The 1,176-nt window shown below is 34.4% G+C and carries 1 pseudogene; it reads left to right on the forward strand.

Going from position 1 to position 1,176, the window contains the following annotated elements:
- Positions 1–246: 246 nt before the first annotated feature.
- Positions 247–1,082, forward strand: a pseudogene (locus tag EKL94_RS22125) (IS4-like element ISAba1 family transposase); the annotation flags it as partial.
- Between the last annotated feature and the right edge of the window lie 94 nt (positions 1,083–1,176).

A 1,176-nucleotide genomic window follows, 5' to 3' on the forward strand; every position in this document is an offset into this window, starting at 1 on the left:
TATTTTTCATTTTAAGTATTTAAAACCCTTTCTCTTTGCTTTTTTTTTCAATTTGAAATTCCAATTCCACACTAAACTTTAATATTCTGATTCACTTTTACAACTTTGTAATCCTAGCTTGTGTAGTCGACTTAAGCAAATCATGTTCTAGTCTTTAGATTTCTTTAAAAACCATCTCTGTACACGACAAAAATAGATAACTCATTGAAATAATGTCATAATAATTGTTTTCTAACGACGAATACTATGACACATCTCAATGAGTTATATCTTATCTTAAACAAATCTCTAAAATGGAACAAGTCACATTTAAAGTGCTTTGCGCTCATCATGCTTGTGATTATTTTAAAGCAAACATGTAATCTTTCTTCTGCATCTAAAGCCTTGCCCATCAAGTGCTTACCACAATCATTTTATCGACGTATGCAGCGCTTCTTTGCAGGTCAGTATTTTGATTATCGTCAAATTTCTCAGTTGATTTTCAATATGTTTTCATTCGACCAAGTGCAACTGACTTTAGATAGAACCAATTGGAAATGGGGAAAACGAAATATTAATATCCTGATGCTCGCAATCGTTTATCGTGGAATAGCGATACCTATCCTTTGGACATTGCTTAATAAACGTGGAAATTCAGATACGAAAGAGCGTATTGCTTTGATTCAACGCTTTATAGCCATTTTTGGTAAAGACCGTATTGTGAATGTGTTCGCAGACAGAGAGTTTATCGGTGAGCAGTGGTTTACATGGTTAATTGAACAAGACATCAACTTCTGCATTCGTGTTAAAAAAACTTCATTGTCACCAATCATTTAGGAAAGAATCATAAAATTAGTGATTTATTTCGCCATCTTAAAGTTGGTCAAATTGAATGTCGTAAACGACGGATTTTGGTTGGTCGGGTGAAACTATATATAAGTGCACTACAGTTAGAAAATGGAGAGCTTTTACTCGTCGTTTCTCCTCAGTTTAATGCCAATGCTATTCAGGATTATGCATTACGCTGGGAAATTGAAACCTTATTCAGTTGTCTCAAAGGACGCGGGTTTAATCTTGAAAATACGCGCTTGACAGACCCTAGACCGTGTCCCTATTAACAGTCTCCGGCCCCACAGGACGGGTTCTTCCCCGTTTTCCCTTTTTTTTTTAAAAAAAAAAAAAAAAAAAAAAAAAAAA

This window comes from Stenotrophomonas maltophilia, assembly GCF_003970865.1.
Taxonomy (GTDB): Bacteria; Pseudomonadota; Gammaproteobacteria; order Xanthomonadales; family Xanthomonadaceae; genus Stenotrophomonas; species Stenotrophomonas maltophilia_AR.